This window comes from Candidatus Woesearchaeota archaeon, from assembly GCA_003694805.1.
Taxonomy (GTDB): Archaea; Nanobdellota; Nanobdellia; order Woesearchaeales; family J110; genus J110.
Genome location: RFJU01000028.1, coordinates 1 through 2649, shown reverse-complemented (window position 1 = coordinate 2649; position 2649 = coordinate 1). Strand labels below are relative to the sequence as shown.

4 protein-coding genes are annotated in these 2649 nt (G+C 50.7%); 1 reads left to right on the top strand and 3 read right to left on the bottom strand.

Annotation, left to right across the window (positions count from 1 at the left end; genetic code table 11):
• Positions 1 to 417 precede the first annotated feature (417 nt).
• Positions 418 to 753 (bottom strand): hypothetical protein, encoded by a 336-nt coding sequence (locus D6783_01310; GenBank protein RME53678.1) that lies wholly within the window; start codon positions 751 to 753, stop codon positions 418 to 420.
• A gap of 3 nt (positions 754 to 756) precedes the next feature.
• On the opposite strand from D6783_01310, the gene D6783_01305 reads away from it, so the two are divergent.
• A complete protein-coding gene (locus D6783_01305) occupies positions 757 to 1332 on the top strand; it encodes a hypothetical protein (GenBank protein RME53677.1) in 576 nt (191 codons plus the stop codon).
• Positions 1333 to 1351: 19 nt separating this feature from the next.
• Here the strand turns inward: D6783_01305 and D6783_01300 are convergent, their stop codons facing one another.
• The gene (locus tag D6783_01300; GenBank protein ID RME53676.1) at positions 1352 to 1618 is read right to left on the bottom strand and encodes a hypothetical protein; all 267 of its coding nucleotides are present in this window, start codon (positions 1616 to 1618) and stop codon (positions 1352 to 1354) included.
• A gap of 78 nt (positions 1619 to 1696) precedes the next feature.
• Positions 1697 to 2455 carry a TatD family deoxyribonuclease gene (locus D6783_01295; protein RME53675.1) on the bottom strand — a complete coding sequence of 253 codons (759 nt, stop codon included), beginning with the start codon at positions 2453 to 2455 and terminating at the stop codon, positions 1697 to 1699.
• Between the last annotated feature and the right edge of the window lie 194 nt (positions 2456 to 2649).

The following is a 2649-nucleotide window of genomic DNA, read 5'->3' as shown; positions in this document are numbered from 1 at the left end:
GTTTGTACGCCCTGTCCTCAACACCCATTACATACGTTCCTTGGTCTGTTTCGACAGTAAGAATATAATTTGGTTTGCCAGAGTTTACGCTTAAGTTTTCAAAAGAAGATCTGCTTGGTTTTACAATATTGACGGCTGTTCCGCTTGCTTTTATTACTGTTCCTTCTAGGTGATATTGGCGATTGAAATGTGCTTCACAAGCTCGTTTTGCAGCCGAAACAATACTTGTTAGTGTTTTTTTGATTGTCATGTGTCTTGGTAATTAAAGAATTTTTATAAATTTTTCGTTTGTTTTGCTACTCTCAAGATGTGAAAAGAATCCCTAAGATGCTCGCCTGCTCACTTTCGGATTTTTTGGCTTCGCCCTTGCTAACGGTTCCGCCTCGGTTGCTCTTCCTTAAGACTTGGCCACTGGCCTCACTGGTCAGGGCCTCGCCACGTATTAAAAGAGCGAGTTCTTTGTGAGGGGTACGACGCCGGAGGTGATGTTCCATGGATGAAAAGTATATTGAACAGCTTTGTTTTGAGCAGGTACGTGCCGTTACGTTGGGCCTGCGGAGGGTGAGCGTATGATTGCGGAGGAGCGTGTTGCGGGTATCGTGCTCGCACTTGAGCGGCACGGTCTTCTTCTTGAGGAGGAGCGCGAGGAGTTTGAGCGGTTCTTGTGGTCGCGATGATGTATTTTTTTTCTTTTTTCGTTGTCTGAAGAAGAGGGAGGGAAAGTTTTTTGAATGGGGCGGGTGTTTCCCCCAACGTATGAGGGTGGTGAGTAAGGAGGAGGTCTTGCTCGGTGAGGAGCGTATGCTTCGTGTGCTTTCTCAGTCGTTATTCGTGTACCCGACGGACACGGTGTACGGGCTTGGCTGTGTTGCTCAAGATGAAGGATTGGTTGCTAAGTTGAGGAATGTGAAGATGCAGCACACCCGCCCGTTTTCTGTGATTGTGCCGAGCAGGGCGTGGGTTGAGGAGCATTGTGTTGTTACGAAGGAAGCGGAGGAGTGGCTTCAGAAGCTTCCAGGTCCTTACACGCTCATTTTGCGGCTCAAGGAAGGATCGGAAAGGGCTGTTGCGTGGAACGTGACGATGGGGCTGGACACGTTGGGCGTGCGAATCCCTGATAGCTGGTTTTCGAGCGTTGTCTCCTCGCTTGGCGTTCCGGTGGTGACGACGAGTGCAAACCCGACAGGGGGGGATGTCATGGTGGCGTTGGAGGATTTGCATCCTGCGTTGAAGAAGGGTGTTGATGTGGTGGTGTATGATGGTCCTTTGCAGGGAAGTCCTTCAACGCTGGTGTACGTGACCGGGGATGGTGTTGTTGTAAAGAAGCGTTGAGCGTCTTTGACGTGTTTGCTTAGTACGGGATGACTTGTGGCGTGTCGTCTTTGTCGTTCTCTTGAGAAGAGGATTCTTCGTTGTCGAAGATGCCGAAGATGCTGCCTTGCTGGGCTCCGTCTTGAGAGGCCGTGGTGGTTAGGCTTGGTGCGGCGTCGTTGGTGAAGATGTTGGAGGTTTGGCTTGTTGCTCTTCCTGATTGGTTTGCGATGACGTGCTCGAGAAACGCGATGGCCTTGCGTATCTCGTCGGGCGAGTCTTTCTTGGTGTCGATGGTGATTTGCATAAGGAAGGGTTGAAAGGAGCTTCTTCAAGGGCCTTCTTGCTCCTCTTTGTTTTTATACTTGTCGGTTTCGCTTTTTGTTTATGGCTTGGAGAGGAAGACGCGCTGGAAGTTCATGAAGAGGTGGTTTGCGGTTTCTTCAGGAGTGAGGTCTTTGATGGCCGCGATGGCGTGCACGGCGTGGATGACGTTTGCTGGTTCGTTTCGATCTCTTGTTGGGGAGAGGTAGGGGCTGTCCGTTTCGGTGAGGAGGCGGGTGAGGGGGGTTGATCGGGCAATGTTTTGGAAGTGTTCGGAGCGGACGATGGTGGCGGGGATGGAGAAGTACCAGCCTAGGTGGGCGACGCGCTGGACGAGTCTTTTCTTGCCGCAAAAGCAGTGCATCACGACGTTTCTTGCCTTGATTGTTTCGAGGAGGGAGATGCATCGCTCTTCTGCTTTTCGGGAGTGAACAATAAGGGGTATGTTCAGTTCTTGTGCGGTTCGAGCCAAGGCGAGGAAGCGCGCCTCCATTACGGCTTGCTCTTCCTCGTCGGTAACTTCTTTGTGGTCGAGGCCGACTTCGCCGATCGCGATGGGCTTTGCTGTCTTGATGAGCGAGTGTGCTTGAAGAAACGCTGGTTCTGTCATCCTCGCCGCGGTTGTGGGGTAGATGCCAAGGGCTGGCTTGACGATGTCGTAGCGCTTGGCAAGGTTGAGGACGCGTTCGTTGCTGGCAGGGTCGGTCCCGTTAGAGACGATGAAGGCGACGCCTGCTTTTTTTGCTCGGGCGATGACTGCGTCGAGGTCGTCTTGGAAGGAGGGATCGTCCAAGTGGCAATGGTCGTCAATGAGGTGCATGGTAGGTTCGCTGTGGAAAGGAGGGTTTTGTTCTTAAGCGTTGTTGTTCTCAGGTGTTGTAATGTTCTTTCCCACTCCAACTTCAATTCGATTTGAACGTAACAGAAGGTTTATATATTATAAAAAGTATATCAGGTTATTGTGAAAAAAAATTTTAGCGATTGTAATTGCGCTTTGAATTGTAAAAGAACAGT